This is a genomic window from Streptomyces sp. NPDC015131 (assembly GCF_043079975.1).
In the GTDB taxonomy this organism is placed as follows: Bacteria; Actinomycetota; Actinomycetes; order Streptomycetales; family Streptomycetaceae; genus Streptomyces.
Window position 1 is genome coordinate 908,740 of record NZ_JBIBVB010000003.1, and the last position, 19,542, is coordinate 928,281.

Consider the following 19,542-nt stretch of genomic DNA (forward strand, 5'->3'; position numbering starts at 1 on the left):
GCCGGTCACCCGGCCCGCCACAGGGCCGGGGCCCTCGGCGGTTCCCAGCCCGGCTGGGCGGTGTGGCTCTGGAGGCAGGTGTAGGCGCCCGCCCCGTACGTGGCCCGGTCGCCCGGCCGGTACGCCGTGCCCGCCGCCCAGGCCGCGCCGCCGGGCGGCGGGGTGGGGTCCGGGCCCGGCCCCGGGTTCTGCGGGACGGCCAGGACGAAGTCGAACGCCGCCTCCCGGGCGCCGCCGGTGCCCCGCACGGTCATCAGCAGCCGGGGGTCGAAGAGCGGGTCGGTGTTGTTGCGGGGCTCGCCGGGGAAGTAGAGCTGCGTCGTCAGCACCGGGCGGCCGGGCGCCTGCAGCTTGACGTGCAGGTGCCGGGTGCGGCCGGGGTACAGCCCCGGCACGACGGTGGTCAGGGTGAACGCGCCGTTCGCGCCGGTGAACTGGTGCCCCCGGAAGCGGAACCCGGTGTTGTCGTACGCCCCGTTGACGTCCGCCTGCCAGAAGTCCAGCAGGACGCCGTCCAGCGGGCGGCAGGCGAGCCCGAAGACGTAGCCGCTGACGGTGAGGCGGGTGCCGGGGGTGCCGGGCTCCAGCAGCGAGGTGCGCCGGGGCGAGTTCGGTTTGAAGTACGGGCCCTCCATCTGCGGCGGGGTGGGGTCGTCGCCGTCGTCGCAGGCCGGGGTGGGCTCGGGCGCGGTGCCGGTCGGCGCGACCGTACGGGCCAGGGCGGGCACGCCCATCAGCAGGGCGGGTGCGGTGACTCCGGCGGCGAGCGCGGCGCGTAACACGTTCTTGCGGCTGGGGTGCCTGTGCCGTTCCATGCCTGTCCTCCTGAGGGGGGCGTCGGGATCGGCATCGAACCTAGGCGGCGGGGCCCCGGCGGGCGATGGACGCGATCCGGTGGTCGTGGTGCATTCCCCCGCCGCGCCGGAACTCCCCCGGGCTCAGCCCGGTCTCGCGCCGGAAGAAGCGGCAGAAGTACGCCGGGTCGGCGAGGCCCACCCGGTCCGCGATCTGGCGCACCGTCAGGTCGGTGTGCACCAGCAGCCGTTTGGCCTCGTGGACCCGGGCCTCCTGGACGTGCCGGCCTGGGGTGCGGCCGGTGGCCGCCTTGACGGCCTCGGTGAGGTAGCCGGGGGTGACGCCGATCCGTTCGGCGCAGGCGCCGACCGACCACAGGGCCGGGTCGGTACGGGCGAGCAGGCGGGCGAAGGCGTCGGCGACCGCGCCGGGGCGGTTGGCACCGGGGCGGTGCGTCCCGGCGCGGTGCGTCCCGGCGCGGTGCGTCCCGGCCGGGGCGGACGGGCGGGGCGCGGGGCCCGGGAGGCGGGAGGTGCGGACGACGAGGACGTGCAGCAGGGCCCGCAGGACGCTGTCGAACCCGTCGGCCCCGCGCCCGTACTCCTCGTGCAGCTCCGCCATCAGGCGGCCGATCCAGGCCCGTTCCTCCTCGCCCGGGGTGAGCCAGGGGCGCCGCTCGGCGAGGTGCCGCAGCAGGTCGCGGTCGGCGGGATGGTCGAGCAGGAAGTCCTCGGTGAACAGCACCACGGAGCCGTCCAGGCCCACCGCGTCCTCCCAGTGGTGGACCTGGCCGGGCGCGATGACGCACAGGTGCGGCGGGCGCAGCTCCCAGCGGGCCAGGTCCAGCACATGGGTGCCGGTGCCGGCGGTGATGTGGACGATCTCGTAGAAGGTGTGCCGGTGCGGGAAGTCGGCGCGGGACATCGGGCCGATGGTGTCGAAGGTGCCGACCGCGAACGGCAGGGCGTTGGGCATCGGTACTTCGAGGCGGTGCATGGGCAGCACACCCTCTCGGGGTGCCTCGCAGGGCGTGCCGGGTGGCACGGTGGTGCCGCGCATCGTCCGTTCCCCTTCCGTTCCCGTCAGGTCCAGCCATCCGGTCCAGACCACTTGGCCGCTGTCACGATGGCACGCGTGCGCGGGGCCCGGCACCCCCTCCTCGGGTGCCGGGCCCCGCGGCGCCTGCCGCTTCCTGGTGTGGGTGGGTCAGCGGACGAACACGCCCGCCTGTCCGGCGAGATCGAGGAAGTACTGCGGCGCCACACCGAGCACCAGCGTGACCGCCACGCCCACCGCGATCGTCGTCATCGTCAGCGGCGACGGCACGGCGACCGTGGGGCCCTCCGGCTTGGGCTCGCTGAAGAACATCAGCACGATGACCCGGATGTAGAAGAACGCGGCGATCGCCGAGGAGAGCACACCGATCACCACCAGCGCCCCGGCGCCTCCCTCGGCCGCCGCCTTGAAGACGGCGAACTTGCCCGAGAACCCGGAGGTCAGCGGGATGCCGGCGAAGGCCAGCAGGAACACCGCGAAGACGGCGGCCACCAGGGGCGAACGCCGCCCGAGACCGGCCCACTTGGACAGGTGGGTCGCCTCGCCGCCCGCGTCCCGCACCAGGGTCACCACCGCGAAGGCGCCGACCGTCACGAAGGAGTACGCGCCCAGGTAGAAGAGCACCGACGAGACGCCGTCGGGCGTGGCCGCGACGACACCGGCGAGGATGAATCCGGCGTGGGCGATCGACGAGTAGGCGAGGAGCCGCTTGATGTCGGTCTGGGTGATGGCCACGATCGCGCCCGCCAGCATGGTGACGATGGCGACGCCCCACATCACGGGCCGCCAGTCCCAGCGCAGGCCGGGCAGCACCACGTACAGCAGGCGCAGCATCGCGCCGAACGCGGCGACCTTGGTGGCCGCCGCCATGAAGCCGGTGACCGGCGTGGGGGCGCCCTGGTAGACGTCCGGGGTCCACATGTGGAAGGGCACCGCGCCGACCTTGAACAGCAGGCCCATCAGCACCATGGCGAAGCCGATGAGCAGCAGCACGTCATTGCCCATGGTCTGGGCGAGCGCCGGGGTGATGTCGGCGACCGACCCGTCCACCACGTCGGCGATGCGGGCGTACGAGACGGAGCCCGCGTAGCCGTACATCAGGGCGATGCCGAACAGCAGGAACGCCGACGAGAAGGCGCCCAGCAGGAAGTACTTCACCGCGGCCTCCTGCGACATCAGCCGCTTGCGGCGGGCGACGGCGCACAGCAGGTACAGCGGCAGGGAGAAGACCTCCAGCGCGATGAACAGCGTCAGCAGGTCGTTGGCGGCCGGGAAGACGAGCATCCCGGCCACCGCGAACAGCATCAGCGGGAAGACCTCGGTGGTGGTGAACCCGGCCTTCACAGCGGCCTTCTCGTGGTCGCTGCCGGGGACGGCGGCGGCCTCGGCGGCGAACGAGTCGACCCGGTGCCCGTGGTGGGCCGGGTCGAGCCGCCGCTCGGCGAAGGTGAAGACGGCGACCATCGAGGTCAGCAGGATGGTGCCCTGGAGGAACAGGGCGGGTCCGTCGACGGCGATGGCGCCCATGGCGACGATGCCGGACTTCGTGGTGGCGCGCCCGCCGGCCGCCAGGGCGACGACCGCCGCGAAGGAGGCGGCCAGGGCGACGACCGTGAGGAAGAGCTGCGCGTGGTAGCGGCCCCGGCGGGGGACGAAGCCCTCCAGCAGGATGCCGACGACCGCGGCGCCCACCACGATCAGTACGGGTGCGAGCTGGCCGTACTCGATGGCCGGGGCCCCGATCTTGCCGGCGGCCGGTTCGGCCGCTGTCGTCCACAGGCTGTGGACAGCACTTGTGTTCACTTGGCCGCCTCCACCTCGGGCCGGGGGTCCTTCTGCTGGACGTCGGACATCGTGTGCCGCACGGCCGGGTCGACGATCTCGGTCAGCGGCTTGGGGTAGACGCCCAGGAACAGCAGCAGGGCGATCAGCGGGGCGACCACCGCCAGTTCACGCGCCTTGAGGTCGGGCATGGCCCGTACCTCCTCCTTCACCGGGCCGGTCATCGTCCGCTGGTAGAGCACCAGCGTGTAGAGCGCGGCGAGCACGATGCCGGTGGTGGCGACGATCCCCGCCACCGGGTACCGGGCGAACGTCCCCACCAGCACCAGGAACTCCGAGACGAAGGGGGCGAGACCCGGCAGCGAGAGCGTCGCCAGGCCGCCGATCAGGAACGTCCCGGCGAGCACCGGCGCCACCTTCTGCACCCCGCCGTAGTCGGCGATGAGCCGCGACCCGCGCCGGCTGATCAGGAAGCCGGCCACCAGCATCAGCGCGGCCGTGGAGATCCCGTGGTTGACCATGTACAGCGTGGCGCCGGACTGGCCCTGGCTGGTCATCGCGAAGATGCCCAGGATGATGAAGCCGAAGTGGGAGATGGACGCGTAGGCGACCAGCCGTTTGATGTCCCGCTGGCCGACCGCGAGCAGCGCCCCGTACACAATGCTGATCAGCGCCAGCACGATGATCGCGGGGGTGGCCCACTTCGACGCCTCGGGGAACAGCTGGAGGCAGAAGCGGAGCATCGCGAAGGTGCCCACCTTGTCGACGACGGCGGTGATGAGCACCGCGACCGGCGCGGTGGCCTCCCCCATCGCGTTGGGCAGCCAGGTGTGCAGCGGCCACAGCGGGGCCTTCACCGCGAAGGCGAAGAAGAAGCCGAGGAAGAGCAGCCGCTCGGTGTTGGTGGCCATCTCCAGCTCGCCGCTCGCCCGCGCGGCGGTGATCTCGGTGAGGGAGAAGTTCCCCGCGACGACGTACAGCCCGATGACGGCGGCCAGCATGATGAGCCCGCCGACCAGGTTGTAGAGGAGGAACTTCACCGCCGCGTACGACCGCTGGGCCGCCGCGTGGTCGTCGGTGCCCGCGTGGGCGCGGTCCCCGAAGCCACCGATGAGGAAGTACATCGGGATGAGCATGGCTTCGAAGAGGATGTAGAAGAGGAAGACGTCGGTGGCCTCGAAGGAGAGGATCACCATCGCCTCGACCATCAGGATCAGGGCGAAGAAGCCCTGGGTCGGCCGCCACCGCTTCGTCTGGGTCCCCTGGGGATCGGCGTCGTGCCAGCCGGCCACGACGATGAAGGGGATCAGCAGCGCGGTGAGCGCGATCAGCGCCACCCCGATGCCGTCCACGCCCAGTTCGTACCGGACGCCGAAGTCGGCGATCCAGGCGTGCGACTCGGTGAGCTGGTAGCGGGCGCCGCCCGGGTCGAACCGGACGGCCACCACGGCGGCCAGTCCCAGGGTGGCCAGGGAGAACAGCAGCGCCAGCCACTTGGCGGCGGTGCGGCGGGCGGCCGGGACGGCGGCGGTGAGGATCGCGCCGGCGGCCGGGACCGCGGCCGTCAGGGTCAGGAGGGGGAACGACATACCGGTCACACCCCCCTCATCAGCAGGGTCGCGGCGATCAGCACCGCCGTACCTCCGAACATCGAGACCGCGTAGGAGCGGGCGAAGCCGTTCTGCGTCCTGCGCAGCCGGCCGGACAGTCCGCCGACCGAGGCGGCGGTCCCGTTGACCACACCGTCGACCAGGCTGTGGTCCACGTACACCAGGGAGCGGGTGAGGTGCTCGCCGCCGCGGACCAGGACGACATGGTTGAAGTCGTCCTGGAGCAGGTCGCGCCGGGCGGCGCGGGTGAGCAGCGAGCCGCGCGGGGCGACCACCGGCACGGGCCTGCGGCCGTACTGCGCGTACGCGATGCCGACGCCGATCAGCAGGACGACGACCGTGGAGGCGGTCACCGCGCCGGCGCTGATGGGCGGGTGGCCGTGCTCGTACGAGGTGACCGGCTTCAGCCAGTTGACGAACGCGCTGTTGAGCGAGAACAGCCCGCCCGCGAGGACCGACCCGAAGGCCAGCACGATCATCGGGATCGTCATGGACCGGGGCGACTCGTGCGGGTGCGGCATCCGGCCGGCGTGCTCCTCTGCGGCGGGCTCGGCGCTGGGCACCGCGTCCGGGTCGGGCGCCGGCTGCCAGCGCTTCTCGCCGAAGAAGGTCATGATCATCACGCGGGTCATGTAGTACGCGGTGATGCCCGCGCCCAGCAGGGTGACCGCGCCGAGGATCCAGCCCTCCGTGCCGCCCTTGGCGAAGGCCGCCTCGATGATCTTGTCCTTGGACCAGAAGCCGGACAGCCCCGGGAAGCCGATGATCGCCAGGTAGCCGAGGCCGAAGGTCACGAAGGTGACCGGCATGTACTTCCGCAGGCCGCCGTACTTGCGCATGTCGACCTCGTCGTTCATGCCGTGCATCACCGAACCGGCACCGAGGAACAGCCCGGCCTTGAAGAAGCCGTGCGTCACCAGGTGCATGATGGCGAAGGCGTACCCGATCGGGCCGAGGCCGGCCGCCAGGATCATGTAGCCGATCTGCGACATCGTCGAACCGGCCAGTGCCTTCTTGATGTCGTCCTTGGCGCAACCGACGATCGCACCGAACAGCAGCGTGACCGCGCCGACCACCACGACCGCGAGCTGCGCGTCCGGGGCGGCGTTGAAGAGGGCGCCCGACCTGGTGATCAGGTAGACGCCCGCGGTGACCATGGTGGCCGCGTGGATCAGGGCGGAGACCGGGGTCGGGCCCTCCATCGCGTCACCCAGCCAGGACTGGAGCGGCACCTGCGCCGACTTGCCGCACGCGGCGAGCAGCAGCATCAGCCCGATGGCCGTGAGCGTCCCCTCCGACGTCTCGCCCGCCGACGCCAGCACCGGCCCGAAGGCGAAGGTCCCGAAGGTGGTGAACATCAGCATGATGGCGATGGACAGCCCGATGTCGCCGACCCGGTTGACCAGGAACGCCTTCTTGGCGGCCGTGGCGGCGCTGGGCTTGTGCTGCCAGAAGCCGATCAGGAGGTAGGAGGCGAGGCCCACGCCCTCCCAGCCGAAGTACAGCAGGAGGTAGTTGTCGGCGAGGACCAGCAGCAGCATCGCCGCGAGGAAGAGATTGAGGTAGCCGAAGAAGCGGCGCCTGCGCTCGTCGTGCTCCATGTACCCGATGGAGTACACATGGATGAGCGTGCCGACGCCGGTGATCAGCAGCACGAAGGTCATCGAGAGCTGGTCGAGCTGGAAGGCGATGTCCGCCTGGAAGCTCTCCACCGGCACCCAGCTGAACAGGTGCTGGCGCAGCGTCCGGTCCTCGGCGCCCCTGCCCAGCATCCCGGCGAAGAGCACCGCCCCGATGACGAACGAGGCGGCGGCGAGCAGGGTGCCGAGCCAGTGGCCGGCGCGGTCGAGGCGCCGGCCGCCGCACAGCAGGACGGCGGCTCCCAGCAGAGGCGCCGCGACGAGCAGCGCGATCAGGTTTTCCACGTTTCAGCCCCTCACAGCTTCATCAGGCTGGCGTCGTCGACCGAGGCCGAATGGCGGGAACGGAACAGCGACACGATGATCGCGAGCCCGACCACGACCTCCGCGGCGGCGACGACCATCGTGAAGAACGCGATGATCTGGCCGTCCAGGTTGCCGTGCAGCCGGGAGAAGGCGACGAGCGCGAGGTTGCAGGCGTTGAGCATCAGCTCGATGCACATGAACACCACGATCGCGTTCCGCCGGATCAGCACCCCGGCCGCGCCGATGGTGAACAACAGGGCGGCCAGGTACAGGTAGTTGACCGGATTCACTGGGCGTTCTCCTCCTCGCGGTCCTGCGGGCGGGACGCCTCCGGCCCGGACGGACCGCGCCCGAGACGCTCCTCGGAGCGCTGCTCCAGCGCCTTGAGGTCGTCGAGCGCCTGCCGCGACACGTCACGGATCTGACCGCGCGCCCGCAGCGTCTTGTTGACCGTCAGCTCGGACGGGGTGCCGTCGGGCAGCAGGCCGGCGATGTCCACGGCGTTGTGCCGGGCGTAGACACCGGGGGCCGGCAGCGGCGGCAGGTGCTTCCCCTCCCGTACGCGCTGCTCGGCCAGCTCCCGCTGGGTGCGGGCCCGCTCGGTGCGCTCGCGGTGGGTCAGCAGCATCGCGCCGACGGTCGCGGTGATCAGCAGCGCGCCGGTGATCTCGAAGGCGAAGACATAGGTGGTGAAGATCAGGGCGGCGAGCCCCTCCACATTGCCCCCGGCGTTCGCCGTGCCCAGGCCCTCGAAGGTGCCGAGCGAGGCCCTCCCGATCCCGCTGACCAGCAGGATGCCGAAGCCCAGGCCGCAGGCGGCGGCCAGCCACCGCTGGCCCTTGAGGGTCTCCTTCAGGGAGTCGGCGGCGGTGACACCGACCAGCATGACCACGAAGAGGAACAGCATCATGATCGCGCCGGTGTAGACGATGATCTGCACGACCCCGAGGAAGTACGCCCCATTGGCGAGGTAGAACACCGCCAGGATGATCATGGTGGCGGCCAGGCTCAGCGCGCTGTGCACGGCCTTCTTCATCAGGATGGTGGCCAGCGCGCCGAGGACGGCGACGGTGCCCAGCACCCAGAACTGCACGGCCTCACCGGTGGAGGTCGCGGTGGCGGCGAGTGCGCTCATGTGCCGATCACCTTCTTCGACGCGGGCTCGTCCTCTCCGAAGTCCGAGGCGGCCTCCTGGGGCTTCTCGTCGCCCTTGCTCACCGCCGCCTGCGGGACCGTGCCGGGAGCGGCCTCGGTGACCAGGCCCCGGTAGTAGTCCTGCTCGGTCATGCCGGGGTGGATGGCGTGCGGGGAGTCGACCATGCCCTCCTCCAGGCCCGCGAGGAGCTGCTCCTTGGTGTAGATCAGGTTCTCGCGGGAGCTGTCGGCCAGCTCGAACTCGTTGGTCATCGTCAGCGCCCGGGTCGGGCACGCCTCGATGCACAGCCCGCACAGGATGCAGCGGGCGTAGTTGATCTGGTAGACGCGGCCGTACCGCTCGCCGGGCGAGTACCGCTCCTCGTCCGTGTTGTCCGCGCCCTCCACATAGATGGCGTCGGCCGGGCAGGCCCAGGCGCACAGCTCGCAGCCGACGCACTTCTCCAGGCCGTCCGGATGGCGGTTGAGCTGGTGCCGGCCGTGGAAGCGCGGCGCCGTCGTCTTCGGCTGCTCCGGGTACTGCTCGGTGAGCCGCTTCTTGAACATGGCCTTGAAGGTCACGCCGAAGCCGGCGACCGGATTCTGGAAGTTGCCCTCAGACACCGTCAGCCTCCTTTCCATCACGCTCAGTATCGGCGCCACCACTGACAATCAACTGGCCCTCGCGGCGCGGCCGGCGGCGGGGCACCGGCGGGAGCGTCTGGCCGGGCAGCGGCGGTACGGGGAATCCCCCGGCCATCGGGTCGAACTCGGCGGGCCGTTCGGCCGCCGCCTCCTCGCGTTTCGCCTTCTTGTCGCGGAAGACGTCGGCGACGAAGGACAGCAGGAGCACCGCGATCACCGCGCCCGCGACGTACAGCACGATCTGCTGGAAGTCGTAGTTCTCGTTGCGCAGCGCCCGCACGGTGGCCACCAGCATCAGCCAGACGACCGAGACGGGGATGAGGACCTTCCAGCCGAGCTTCATCAGCTGGTCGTAGCGGACCCGGGGCAGCGTGCCGCGCAGCCAGATGAAGAAGAACAGCAGCAGCTGCACCTTGACGACGAACCAGAGCATCGGCCACCAGCCGTGGTTCGCGCCCTCCCAGAACGTGGAGACCGGGTACGGGGCGCGCCAGCCGCCGAGGAACAGCGTCACCGACACCGCCGAGACGGTCACCATGTTCACGTACTCGGCGAGCATGAACATCGCGAACTTGATGGAGCTGTACTCGGTGTTGAAGCCGCCGACCAGGTCGCCCTCGGACTCGGGCATGTCGAACGGGGCGCGGTTGGTCTCGCCGACCATGGTGATGACGTAGATGAGGAACGACACCGGCAGCAGGATGATGTACCAGCGGTCCGCCTGCGCCTCGACGATCGCCGAGGTCGACATCGACCCGGAGTAGAGGAAGACCGACGCGAAGGCGGCGCCCATCGCGATCTCGTAGGAGATCATCTGCGCGCAGGAGCGCAGGCCGCCCAGCAGCGGGTACGTCGAGCCGGACGACCAGCCGGCGAGGACGATGCCGTAGATGCCGACCGAGGCGACCGCGAGGATGTAGAGCATCGCGATCGGCAGGTCGGTCAGCTGCATCGTGGTGCGCTGCCCGAAGATCGACACCTCGTTGCCGGCCGGGCCGAAGGGGATCACCGCGATGGCCATGAAGGCGGGGATGGCGGCGACGATCGGCGCGAGGATGTAGACGACCTTGTCGGCCCGCTTGACGACCACGTCCTCCTTGAGCATCAGCTTGACGCCGTCCGCGAGGGACTGGAGGAGGCCCCAGGGGCCGTGCCGGTTGGGGCCGATGCGCAGCTGCATCCAGGCGACGACCTTGCGCTCCCACACGATGGAGAAGAGCACGGTGACCATCAGGAAGGCGAAGCAGAAGACCGCCTTGACCACCACGAGCCACCAGGGGTCGCGGCCGAACATGGACAGGTCCTCGGCCGCCAGGGTGTACGGGATCATGCCTCCACCTCCGTGGGGGCCGCGGCGGTCGGGGTGGACGGGGCGAGGCGCACCAGCTGCCCCGGGACGGCGCCCAGGGCGGACGGCACGCCGCCGGGCGTGGAGTTCAGCGGCAGCCACACCACCCGGTCGGGCATGTCGGTGACCCGCAGCGGCAGTTCGGCCGAGCCGGCCGGCCCGGTCACCGTCAGCGGGTCGCCGTCCTTGACGCCCGTCTCCGCGGCCGTGGCCGCCGACAGGCGGGCCACCGCGGCGTGCCGGGTGCCGGCCAGGGCCTCGTCGCCCTCCTGGAGGACGCCCAGGTCCAGCAGCATCCGGTGGCCGGCCAGCACCGCCTCGCCCTCGCCCGCGCGGGGCAGCGGCACCGCGGTCTCCACCGGGTCGCCGGCCGGGGCGCCGTCCCAGGCGCCCAGCCGGTCCAGCTCGGCGCGCACCGCCCGTACGTCCGGCAGCGCGAAGTGCACGTCGGCGGCGTCGGCCAGCATGTGCAGCACCCGGGCGTCGGCCGGGGCGAGCGTGCGCGTCATGTGCTCCGGCTTCAGCGCGGCCTCGAACATCCGCACCCGGCCCTCCCAGTTGAGGAAGGTCCCGGGCTTCTCGGCGACCGCGGCCACCGGGAACACCACGTCCGCCCGCTCGGTCACCTCGCTGGGCCGCAGCTCCAGCGACACCACGAACGCCGCGTCCAGCGCCTCACGCGCGCGTGCCGGGTCCGGCAGGTCGGCGACCTCCACGCCGCCGACGAGCAGCGCGCCCAGCTCGCCGGTCGCCGCGGCCTCCACGATCTGGCCGGTGTCGCGGCCGTAGCCGTGTGGCAGTTCCCGTTCGCCCCAGGCGGCGGCGACCTCGTCACGCGCGCGGGGATCGGTCGCGGGCCGCCCGCCGGGCAGCAGCGACGGGATCGCGCCCGCCCACACCGCCCCGCGCTCCCCGGCCCGGCGCGGGATCCACACCAGCTCCGCCCCCGTCGCCGCCGCGGCGCGCACCGCCGCGGTCAGCGCGCCCGGCACTCCCGCCAGCCGCTCGCCGGCGACCAGGACCGCGCCGGGCTCCCGCAGCGCCCGGGAGGCGGCGGTCCCGTCCGCGTCCAGCCCCGTCCCCGAGGCCAGCGCGTCCAGCCACTCCACCTCGGTGCCGGGCGCGGCCGGCAGCAGGGTGCCGCCCGCCTTGGCCAGGCCCCGGGTGGCGTGCGAGGCGAGCGCGTAGGTGCGCTGCCCGTGCTTCCGCCACGCCTTGCGCAGCCGCAGGAAGACGCCCGGGGCCTCCTCCTCCGCCTCCAGCCCGGCGAGCAGCACCGCGGGCGCCTTCTCCAGGGAGGCGTAGGTGACGCCCGTGCCGTCGAGGTCTCGGCCGTGGCGGGCGACCCGGGCGGCCAGGAAGTCGGCCTCCTCGCTGCTGTGGACGCGGGCGCGGAAGTCGACGTCGTTGGTGTCGAGGGCGACCCGGGCGAACTTGGCGTACGCGTAGGCGTCCTCGACGGTCAGCCGCCCGCCGGCCAGGACGCCGGTGCGGCCGCGGACCAGGCCGCGCGCCGCCGCCTCCAGCGCCTCGGGCCAGGACGCGGGCTCCAGCTCACCGGTCTCGGCGCTGCGCACCAGGGGGGTGGTGAGCCGGTCGCGCGTCTGCGCGTAGCGGAACGCGAAGCGCCCCTTGTCGCACATCCACTCCTCGTTGACCTCCGGGTCGTTGGCGGCGAGCCGCCGCATGACCTTGCCGCGCCGGTGGTCGGTGCGGGTGGCGCAGCCGCCGGCGCAGTGCTCGCACACCGACGGGCTGGAGACCAGGTCGAAGGGGCGGGAGCGGAACCGGTAGGCGGCCGAGGTCAGCGCGCCCACCGGGCAGATCTGGATGGTGTTGCCGGAGAAGTACGACTCGAAGGGGTCGCCCTCGCCGGTGCCGACCTGCTGGAGCGCGCCGCGCTCGATCAGCTCGATCATCGGGTCGCCGGCGACCTGGTTGGAGAACCGGGTGCAGCGGGCGCAGAGCACGCACCGCTCGCGGTCGAGCAGCACCTGGGTGGAGATGGGCACCGGCTTCTCGTAGGTGCGCTTGCGCCCCTCGAAGCGGGAGTCGGCCTGTCCGTGCGACATGGCCTGGTTCTGCAGCGGGCACTCGCCGCCCTTGTCGCAGACCGGGCAGTCCAGGGGGTGGTTGATGAGCAGCAGCTCCATCACCCCGACCTGGGCCTTCTCGGCGACGGGCGAGGTGAGCTGCGACTTGACGACCATGCCGTCGGTGCAGGTGATGGTGCAGGAGGCCATCGGCTTGCGCTGGCCCTCGACCTCGACGATGCACTGGCGGCAGGCGCCGGCCGGGTCGAGGAGGGGGTGGTCGCAGAACCGGGGGATCTCGATGCCGAGCTGCTCGGCGGCCCGGATGACCAGCGTCCCCTTGGGGACGGAGATCTCGATCCCGTCGATGGTCAGGGTGACCAGGTCCTCGGGCGGGACGGCCGCGCCGCCGCCCCGGGCGGGGCCGGATGCCATGACGGTCACGCCGTCACCTCCACGTGGTTGTCCGCCCAGGCGGTCGACTTGGCCGGGTCGAAGGGGCAGCCCTTGCCGGTGATGTGCTGCTCGTACTCCCCGCGGAAGTACTTCAGCGAGGAGAAGATCGGCGAGGCGGCGCCGTCGCCGAGGGCGCAGAACGACTTGCCGTTGATGTTGTCGGCGATGTCGTTCAGCTTGTCGAGGTCGCCGAGGGTGCCCTTGCCGGCCTCGATGTCGCGGAGCAGCTGCACCAGCCAGTAGGTGCCTTCGCGGCAGGGGGTGCACTTGCCGCAGGACTCGTGGGCGTAGAACTCGGTCCAGCGGGTGACGGCCCGCACCACGCAGGTGGTCTCGTCGAAGCACTGGAGGGCCTTGGTGCCGAGCATGGAGCCGGCCGCGCCGACGCCCTCGTAGTCGAGGGGGACGTCGAGGTGCTCGTCGGTGAACATCGGGGTCGACGAGCCGCCGGGCGTCCAGAACTTCAGCCGGTGGCCGGGCCGCATCCCGCCGCTCATGTCGAGGAGCTGGCGCAGGGTGATGCCGAGCGGCGCCTCGTACTGGCCGGGCGAGGCGACATGGCCGCTGAGCGAGTAGAGCGTGAAGCCGGGGGACTTCTCGCTGCCCATGGAGCGGAACCAGTCCTTGCCCCGGTTGAGGATCGCGGGAACCGACGCGATGGACTCCACGTTGTTCACCACGGTGGGGCACGCGTACAGACCGGCGACGGCGGGGAAGGGGGGACGCAGCCGGGGCTGGCCGCGGCGCCCTTCGAGCGAGTCGAGCAGCGCGGTCTCCTCACCGCAGATGTACGCGCCGGCGCCGGCGTGCACGGTGAGTTCGAGGTCGAGTCCGCTGCCCAGGATGTCCCTGCCGAGGTAGCCCGCGGCGTACGCCTCGCGCACGGCCTCGTGCAGCCGGCGCAGCACGGGCACGACCTCGCCGCGCAGGTAGATGAAGGCGTGGTTCGACCGGATCGCGTAGCAGGCGATCACGATGCCCTCGATCAGGGAGTGCGGATTGGCGAACAGCAGCGGGATGTCCTTGCAGGTCCCCGGCTCCGACTCGTCGGCGTTGACGACGAGGTAGTGGGGCTTGCCGTCGCCCTGCGGGATGAACTGCCACTTCATCCCGGTGGGGAAGCCGGCGCCGCCCCGGCCGCGCAGGCCGGAGTCCTTGACGTACGCGATGAGGTCGTCGGGGGTCATCGCGAGGGCCTTCTTGAGGCCCTCGTAGCCCTCGTGGCGCTTGTAGGTCTCCAGCGTCCAGGAGTGCGGCTGGTCCCAGAACGCGGACAGGACCGGCGCGAGCAGCTTCTCCGGGCTGGTCATCTCGGTCACCACCGTCATCACTCCCCCTCCTCGGTGGCCGGGCCGCCCGGGCCGACCGGGCCGGACGGGTGCTGCGGGTCGGAGGCGGACGTCGCCTGGGGCGCGTCGTGCGCGCTGAGGTGCTCCGAGCCGGGCTCGCCGGACGGGGCGTCGTGCGGGGCCTCGCCGCGCGGGTGGACGACCCGGGCGCCCGGTTGGGCCTCGCCCTTGGCGAGCCGCAGCCCGATCAGCGAGGCGGGGCCGGCGCCGCCGGTCGCCTCGACCGCGCCGGGGCGCTCGTCGGGGAAGCCGGCCAGGATGCGGGCGGTCTCCTTGTACGTGCACAGGGGCGCGCCGCGGGTGGGGGCGACGGGGCGGCCGGCCCGCAGGTCGTCGACGAGCCGCTTCGCGGTCTCGGGGGTCTGGTTGTCGAAGAACTCCCAGTTGACCATCACGACCGGCGCGAAGTCGCAGGCCGCGTTGCACTCGATGTGCTCGAGGGTGACCTTGCCGTCGGGGGTGGTCTCGCTGTTGCCGACGCCGAGGTGCCGCTGGAGCTCCTCGAAGATGGCGTCGCCGCCCATGACCGCGCACAGGGTGTTGGTGCACACCCCGACCTGGTAGTCGCCCGAGGGCTTGCGCCGGTACATGGAGTAGAAGGTGGCGACGGCGGTGACCTCGGCGGTGGTCAGTCCCAGCACCTCGGCGCAGAACCGCATGCCGGTGCGGGTGACGTACCCCTCCTCGGACTGCACCAGGTGCAGCAGCGGCAGCAGCGCGGAGCGGCTGTCGGGGTAGCGGGCGATCACCTCCCGGGCGTCCGCTTCGAGCCGGGCGCGCACATCGGCCGGGTAATCGGGGGCGGGGAGCTGCGGCATCCCCAGGCTGACGTCTGTCATTACCGGTCGACGCCTCCCATCACGGGGTCGATGGACGCGACGGCGACGATGACGTCGGCGACCTGGCCGCCCTCGCACATCGCCGCCATGGCCTGAAGGTTGGTGAACGAGGGGTCGCGGAAGTGGACCCGGTAGGGGCGGGTGCCGCCGTCGCTGACGACGTGCACGCCGAGCTCGCCCTTGGGCGACTCGACCGCCGTGTAGGACTGGCCGGGCGGGACCCGAAAGCCCTCGGTGACCAGCTTGAAGTGGTGGATCAGGGCCTCCATGGAGGTGCCCATGATCTTCTTGATGTGGTCGAGGGAGTTGCCGAGGCCGTCGGGGCCGAGCGCGAGCTGCGCGGGCCAGGCGATCTTCTTGTCGGCGACCATCACCGGGCCGGGCTCCAGCCGGTCCAGGCACTGCTCGACGATCCGCAGCGACTGGCGCATCTCCTCCAGCCGGATGAGGAAGCGGCCGTAGGCGTCGCAGGTGTCGGCGGTGGGGACGTCGAAGTCGTACGTCTCGTAGCCGCAGTACGGGTCGGTCTTGCGCAGGTCGTGCGGGAGGCCCGCGGAGCGCAGGATCGGCCCCGTCGCGCCGAGGGCCATGCAGCCGGCCAGGTCGAGGTAGCCGATGTCCTGCATACGGGCCTTGAAGATCGGGTTGCCGGTGGCGAGCTTGTCGTACTCCGGCATGTTCTTCTTCATGGTCTTCACGAACTCGCGGAGCTGGTCGACCGCGCCGGGCGGCAGGTCCTGCGCGAGGCCGCCGGGGCGGATGAACGCGTGGTTCATGCGCAGCCCGGTGATCAGTTCGTAGAGGTCCAGGATCAGTTCGCGGTCCCGGAAGCCGTAGATCATGATGGTGGTGGCGCCCAGCTCCATGCCGCCGGTGGCGATGCACACCAGGTGCGAGGAGAGCCGGTTGAGCTCCATCAGCAGCACGCGGACGATCGTCGCCCGGTCGGGGATCTGGTCCTCGATGCCGAGGAGCTTCTCCACGCCCAGGCAGTACGCCGCCTCGTTGAAGAAGGGCGTCAGGTAGTCCATGCGCGTGACGAAGGTGGTGCCCTGCGTCCAGGTCCGGTACTCGAGGTTCTTCTCGATGCCGGTGTGGAGGTAGCCGATGCCGCAGCGGGCCTCGGTGACGGTCTCGCCGTCGATCTCCAGGATGAGCCGGAGCACGCCGTGCGTGGACGGGTGCTGGGGGCCCATGTTGACGACGATGCGCTCGTCGTCGGTCTCGGCCGCGGACCGGGCGACCTCGTCCCAGTCGCCGCCGGTGACGGTGTAGACGGTGCCCTCGGTGGTCTCGCGGGCGTCGGCCCGGGGAGCGTGGGGGGCGTGTGGGGTGGTCACGAGTACGACCTCCGCTGGTCCGGAGCCGGGATCTGGGCGCCCTTGTACTCGACGGCGATGCCGCCGAGGGGGTAGTCCTTGCGCTGCGGGAAGCCCTGCCAGTCGTCCGGCATCATGATCCGGGTCAGGGCGGGGTGGCCGTCGAAGATCAGCCCGAAGAAGTCGTACGTCTCGCGCTCGTGCCAGTCGTTGGTCGGGTAGACCGGGACGAGCGAGGGGACGTGCGGATCGGCGTCCGGGGCGGTGACCTCCAGCCGGATCAGCCGGCCGTGGGTGAGCGAGCGCAGGTGGTACACGGCGTGCAGCTCGCGCCCCTTGTCGCCCTCGTAGTGGACGCCGCTGACCCCGGTGCACAGCTCGAAGCGCAGGGCGGGGTCGTCGCGCAGGGTGCGGGCGACGCGCACCAGGTGCTCGCGCGCGATGTGGAAGGTCAGCTCGCCCCGGTCGACGACCGTCTTCTCGATGGCGTTCTCGGGCAGGAGGCCCTGTTCCTCCAGGGCACCCTCCAGCTCGTCGGCGACCTCGTCGAACCAGCCGCCGTAGGGGCGGGTGGCCGGGCCGGGCAGGCGTACGGAGCGGACGAGGCCGCCGTACCCGGAGGTGTCGCCGCCGCCGTCGGCGCCGAACATGCCGCGCTGGACGCGGACCTCCTCGCCGTGGTCGCCGCGCTGGCCGGGGAGGTTCTGGGCGCTGAGGTCCTTGTCGGGGTTGGGCCGGTCGTCGCTCATCGCAGCAGCCCCTTCATCTCGATCGTGGGCAGTGCCTTGAGCGCGGCCTCCTCGGCCTCGCGGGCCGCCTCGCGGGCGTTGACGCCGAGCTTGGAGCCCTGGATCTTCTGGTGGAGCTTGAGGATGGCGTCCATCAGCATCTCCGGGCGCGGCGGGCAGCCGGGCAGGTAGATGTCGACCGGTACGACGTGGTCGACGCCCTGGACGATCGCGTAGTTGTTGAACATGCCGCCCGAGGAGGCGCACACCCCCATGGAGATGACCCACTTGGGGTTGGGCATCTGGTCGTAGACCTGGCGCAGGACGGGCGCCATCTTCTGGCTCACCCGGCCCGCCACGATCATCAGGTCGGCCTGGCGCGGCGAGCCGCGGAAGACCTCCATGCCGAAGCGCGCCAGGTCGTAGCGCCCGGCGCCGGTCGTCATCATCTCGATGGCGCAGCAGGCGAGGCCGAAGGTCGCGGGGAAGACGGACGCCTTGCGCACCCAGCCCGCGGCCTGTTCGACGGTCGTCAGCAGAAAACCGCTCGGCAGTTTCTCTTCGAGTCCCATTGGTGGCCCCTCAGCCCCTCAGTCCCATTCCAGGCCGCCGCGCCGCCACACGTACGCGTAGGCGACGAAGACGGTGAGCACGAAGAGCAGCATCTCCACGAGCCCGAAAAGCCCCAGGGCGTCGAAGCTGACGGCCCAGGGGTAGAGGAAGACGATCTCGATGTCGAAGACGATGAAGAGCATCGCCGTCAGGTAGTACTTGATGGGGAAGCGGCCCCCTCCGGCCGGAGTGGGCGTCGGCTCGATGCCGCACTCGTATGCCTGAAGCTTCGCCCGGTTGTACCTCTTTGGGCCGATAAGCGTGGCCATGACCACGGAAAAGATCGCAAACCCTGCCCCGAGGGCGCCGAGCACGAGGATGGGCGCGTAGGCATTCACGCTCCTCGCTCCTTCCAGTCGTCCTTGACCGATGGACCGCACCGGGCACCGTCTCGCCGCCTCGCGAAGATCGTGCACATGTGAGGCAGTTCACAAGCCCGACTGCTCGCATCCTATGCCCGTCGATCTGTGATCTGCGACACGGGGTACAGCAACGTCCTTGTGATCTCCACCACCCGACGAAGGATCATGAACCCACGGCAGATGTGATCTTCACACCGCGTGTGTCCAGACGGCTGCAAGACGTGACATTTCCAGGGTTCGGGGCAGGCCAGAGGGGGGTTGCCCTATCAAGCGTTGGCCACTACAGGCAAATTCGCCGTGGACTCTCCCGGGTGATAAAGAGCTTCGCTTCACTCGCCCGGGGGGCGCGCCCGTACCGAAGTGGACACGTGCGCGCTTTCACGATCTTCCGGGCATCCCCGGCGGATACCAATCCGTGACCTGCGTCACTCCCGCGCGGGCGCCGGGAAAGCGGGCTTGGCCACCGGCGTGAAGGAGTGGTAAGCGCACGGCAATTCGGACGTTTCGCGGAAAACCCATGATCACGGCCCTGATCACCACAGTCCGCATTGTCCGTTACGGCGTCAATAAGGGGCGAGCGGAAGCGGATTCACCCAATCCGCGCGCAACTGTGGCGCACACCACCTTTCTTGAAGGGAACCGTGAAGCCCTGATAGCGGTTGTACTCATGTCCCACACCGCTCACATACCCAGCCACCGGAAGCCCCGCCGCAGCTCTTCGAAGCTCGCGCTGCGGGCCGGAGTTGCCGGTGGCGTCCTCAGCACCATCGCGGTGGCCGGTGCTGCCGGGCCGGCGAACGCCGAGCCGGTGACCGAGACCATCGAGATGCCGACGCTCAACGCGGACCTGTCCACGGACCTGTCGAGCGTCGTCGCCGCCTCCGCCGAGGCCACCCAGCAGATCGCCCTCGACGAGGAGCTCCAGGCCCAGGAGAACGCGGCGGCCACCAAGGCCGCCAAGGACGCCAAGAAGGCGAAGGCCGAGGCCGAGCGCAAGGCCGAGGCCGAGGAGGCCCAGCGCAAGGCCGAGGCGAAGGCCAAGGCCGAGGCCGCCGAGCGCGCCTCCCGCTCCGCCGAGCGCACCACCCTGTCCGCGTCCGCCGGCGACTCCGAGGACGGCGGCCAGGACGACGGCGGCTCCTCCTACGACTCGGGCCAGGCGACCGGCTCCGCCGCCGCCATCGTGGCCTTCGCCCGCGCCCAGGTCGGCGACGCCTACGTCATGGGCAGCACCGGACCCAACTCGTGGGACTGCTCCGGGCTCGTCCAGGCCGCCTACCGCCAGGCCGGCATCGACCTGCCGCGCGTCTCCGGCGACCAGTCCAGCCGCGGCACCTCCGTCTCGCTGGACAACCTCCAGCCCGGCGACATCCTCTACTGGGGCAGCCGGAGCAACTCGTACCACGTCGCCATCTATGTGGGCGGTGGCAACTTCGTCGGCGCGCAGAACCCCGGCACCGGTGTGGTCGAGCGCTCGCTGGACTACGACATGCCGTCGGGCGCGGTCCGCGTGCTCTGAGCCGGTACC

General features: G+C 71.1%; 17 protein-coding genes. 1 reads left to right on the top strand and 16 read right to left on the bottom strand.

Features of this window, described 5'->3' with window-relative positions; all coding sequences use genetic code 11:
* Nucleotides 1-5: 5 nt before the first annotated feature.
* From ACF08D_RS15440 to ACF08D_RS15515, 16 genes are all read right to left on the bottom strand, one after another.
* The gene (locus ACF08D_RS15440) at nt 6-815 is read right to left on the bottom strand and encodes a carbohydrate-binding protein (RefSeq protein WP_392223076.1); all 810 of its coding nucleotides are present in this window, start codon (nt 813-815) and stop codon (nt 6-8) included.
* 40 nt (nt 816-855) lie between these two features.
* Nucleotides 856-1,854: an AraC family transcriptional regulator gene (locus ACF08D_RS15445; protein ID WP_392223077.1), complete on the bottom strand. Its 999-nt coding sequence runs from the start codon at nt 1,852-1,854 to the stop codon at nt 856-858.
* 147 nt (nt 1,855-2,001) lie between these two features.
* A complete protein-coding gene (gene nuoN / locus ACF08D_RS15450; RefSeq protein WP_392223078.1) occupies nt 2,002-3,654 on the bottom strand; it encodes an NADH-quinone oxidoreductase subunit NuoN in 1,653 nt (550 codons plus the stop codon).
* Complete coding sequence (locus ACF08D_RS15455; protein WP_392223079.1) at nt 3,651-5,222, bottom strand: NADH-quinone oxidoreductase subunit M; 1,572 nt, start codon at nt 5,220-5,222, stop codon at nt 3,651-3,653. The genes nuoN and ACF08D_RS15455 overlap by 4 nt, the downstream gene beginning before the upstream one ends.
* Nucleotides 5,223-5,227: 5 nt before the next feature.
* On the bottom strand, nt 5,228-7,168 hold the full coding sequence (gene nuoL / locus ACF08D_RS15460) for an NADH-quinone oxidoreductase subunit L (RefSeq protein WP_392223080.1): 1,941 nt from the start codon (nt 7,166-7,168) through the stop codon (nt 5,228-5,230).
* A gap of 11 nt (nt 7,169-7,179) precedes the next feature.
* Nucleotides 7,180-7,479 (bottom strand): NADH-quinone oxidoreductase subunit NuoK, encoded by a 300-nt coding sequence (gene nuoK, locus ACF08D_RS15465; RefSeq protein WP_392223081.1) that lies wholly within the window; start codon nt 7,477-7,479, stop codon nt 7,180-7,182.
* Entirely contained in the window at nt 7,476-8,324 is an 849-nt protein-coding gene (locus ACF08D_RS15470; protein WP_392223082.1) for an NADH-quinone oxidoreductase subunit J, read from the bottom strand. The genes nuoK and ACF08D_RS15470 overlap by 4 nt, the downstream gene beginning before the upstream one ends.
* A complete protein-coding gene (gene nuoI / locus ACF08D_RS15475; protein ID WP_392223083.1) occupies nt 8,321-8,965 on the bottom strand; it encodes an NADH-quinone oxidoreductase subunit NuoI in 645 nt (214 codons plus the stop codon). The genes ACF08D_RS15470 and nuoI overlap by 4 nt, the downstream gene beginning before the upstream one ends.
* Nucleotides 8,940-10,298, bottom strand: a complete 1,359-nt coding sequence (gene nuoH / locus ACF08D_RS15480; RefSeq protein ID WP_392223084.1) for an NADH-quinone oxidoreductase subunit NuoH — start codon at nt 10,296-10,298, stop codon at nt 8,940-8,942. The genes nuoI and nuoH overlap by 26 nt, the downstream gene beginning before the upstream one ends.
* Entirely contained in the window at nt 10,295-12,793 is a 2,499-nt protein-coding gene (locus ACF08D_RS15485; protein WP_392223085.1) for an NADH-quinone oxidoreductase subunit G, read from the bottom strand. The genes nuoH and ACF08D_RS15485 overlap by 4 nt, the downstream gene beginning before the upstream one ends.
* On the bottom strand, nt 12,790-14,133 hold the full coding sequence (gene nuoF / locus ACF08D_RS15490) for an NADH-quinone oxidoreductase subunit NuoF (RefSeq protein ID WP_392223086.1): 1,344 nt from the start codon (nt 14,131-14,133) through the stop codon (nt 12,790-12,792). The genes ACF08D_RS15485 and nuoF overlap by 4 nt, the downstream gene beginning before the upstream one ends.
* Nucleotides 14,133-14,993 (bottom strand): NADH-quinone oxidoreductase subunit NuoE, encoded by an 861-nt coding sequence (gene nuoE / locus ACF08D_RS15495; RefSeq protein WP_392223087.1) that lies wholly within the window; start codon nt 14,991-14,993, stop codon nt 14,133-14,135. The genes nuoF and nuoE overlap by 1 nt, the downstream gene beginning before the upstream one ends.
* Nucleotides 14,993-16,333 carry an NADH-quinone oxidoreductase subunit D gene (locus ACF08D_RS15500; protein WP_392223088.1) on the bottom strand — a complete coding sequence of 447 codons (1,341 nt, stop codon included), beginning with the start codon at nt 16,331-16,333 and terminating at the stop codon, nt 14,993-14,995. Before ACF08D_RS15500 ends, nuoE begins: the two co-directional genes overlap by 1 nt.
* On the bottom strand, nt 16,330-17,061 hold the full coding sequence (locus ACF08D_RS15505; protein WP_392223089.1) for an NADH-quinone oxidoreductase subunit C: 732 nt from the start codon (nt 17,059-17,061) through the stop codon (nt 16,330-16,332). Before ACF08D_RS15505 ends, ACF08D_RS15500 begins: the two co-directional genes overlap by 4 nt.
* Nucleotides 17,058-17,612 (bottom strand): NuoB/complex I 20 kDa subunit family protein, encoded by a 555-nt coding sequence (locus tag ACF08D_RS15510; protein ID WP_392223090.1) that lies wholly within the window; start codon nt 17,610-17,612, stop codon nt 17,058-17,060. The genes ACF08D_RS15505 and ACF08D_RS15510 overlap by 4 nt, the downstream gene beginning before the upstream one ends.
* A gap of 18 nt (nt 17,613-17,630) precedes the next feature.
* The gene (locus ACF08D_RS15515; RefSeq protein ID WP_064070021.1) at nt 17,631-17,990 is read right to left on the bottom strand and encodes an NADH-quinone oxidoreductase subunit A; all 360 of its coding nucleotides are present in this window, start codon (nt 17,988-17,990) and stop codon (nt 17,631-17,633) included.
* A 691-nt stretch (nt 17,991-18,681) separates the two neighbouring features.
* Here ACF08D_RS15515 and ACF08D_RS15520 point away from each other — a divergent pair.
* A complete protein-coding gene (locus tag ACF08D_RS15520; protein WP_392223091.1) occupies nt 18,682-19,533 on the top strand; it encodes a C40 family peptidase in 852 nt (283 codons plus the stop codon).
* The last annotated feature ends 9 nt before the right edge of the window (nt 19,534-19,542 follow it).

Coding starts and splice junctions, on each gene's coding strand:
- ACF08D_RS15470 (WP_392223082.1), bottom strand. CDS start 8,324: ATGAGCGCACTCGCCGCCACCGCGACCTCCACCGGTGAGGCCGTGCAG.
- nuoF (WP_392223086.1), bottom strand. CDS start 14,133: ATGACGGTGGTGACCGAGATGACCAGCCCGGAGAAGCTGCTCGCGCCG.
- ACF08D_RS15455 (WP_392223079.1), bottom strand. CDS start 5,222: ATGTCGTTCCCCCTCCTGACCCTGACGGCCGCGGTCCCGGCCGCCGGC.
- ACF08D_RS15440 (WP_392223076.1), bottom strand. CDS start 815: ATGGAACGGCACAGGCACCCCAGCCGCAAGAACGTGTTACGCGCCGCG.
- nuoE (WP_392223087.1), bottom strand. CDS start 14,993: ATGACAGACGTCAGCCTGGGGATGCCGCAGCTCCCCGCCCCCGATTAC.
- ACF08D_RS15445 (WP_392223077.1), bottom strand. CDS start 1,854: ATGCGCGGCACCACCGTGCCACCCGGCACGCCCTGCGAGGCACCCCGA.
- nuoI (WP_392223083.1), bottom strand. CDS start 8,965: ATGGAAAGGAGGCTGACGGTGTCTGAGGGCAACTTCCAGAATCCGGTC.
- ACF08D_RS15510 (WP_392223090.1), bottom strand. CDS start 17,612: ATGGGACTCGAAGAGAAACTGCCGAGCGGTTTTCTGCTGACGACCGTC.
- ACF08D_RS15520 (WP_392223091.1), top strand. CDS start 18,682: ATGTCCCACACCGCTCACATACCCAGCCACCGGAAGCCCCGCCGCAGC.
- nuoH (WP_392223084.1), bottom strand. CDS start 10,298: ATGATCCCGTACACCCTGGCGGCCGAGGACCTGTCCATGTTCGGCCGC.
- ACF08D_RS15505 (WP_392223089.1), bottom strand. CDS start 17,061: ATGAGCGACGACCGGCCCAACCCCGACAAGGACCTCAGCGCCCAGAAC.